The sequence below is a fragment of the Photorhabdus sp. S10-54 genome (assembly GCF_963878145.1).
GTDB classification, from domain to species: domain Bacteria; phylum Pseudomonadota; class Gammaproteobacteria; order Enterobacterales; family Enterobacteriaceae; genus Photorhabdus; species Photorhabdus kayaii.
Window position 1 is genome coordinate 1 of the sequence record NZ_CAWNXG010000184.1, and the last position, 465, is coordinate 465.

The 465-nt window shown below is 38.5% G+C and carries 1 pseudogene; it reads left to right on the forward strand.

The annotated features are described in order from the left end of the window. Positions 1-263 precede the first annotated feature (263 nt). A pseudogene (locus AACQ83_RS24450) lies at positions 264-465 on the forward strand (transposase); the annotation flags it as partial.

Consider the following 465-nt stretch of genomic DNA (forward strand, 5'->3'; position numbering starts at 1 on the left):
ATACAGCTAGCGTATTCCATAGGGGTTTTGATAACATGGTTCTCGGCATGATGGTAAGGCATGGTTGGTTTTTGGCGAAAGCAATTATACCCAATCATCATGCTGTTCAATAATTCCTCTCAAAACGCCAACAGCCCCTAATATAACACTCTGAATTATCAGTTTTTTATTACACTCATTGCCCATTCTTTAACCTGATTATCACTTAAATTCAGCTCCCATAGGCATATACTTAAAATAAGTCTGTGTGGAGGTAAATGAAAATGGCTAAAAATCAGATTCAATTCCAAAAAGGCATTTCTATTCATGAGTTTATTTCATTATAGGGTCATGAAGAACAATGCCAGAAACAGGTGTTCGATATGCGCTGGCCTACGGGGTATCACTGCCCTCATTGTGGGCATGATAAGTATTGCCAGTTAAAATCTCGTCTCCTTTATCAGTGCAATCAATGCCATCATCAGA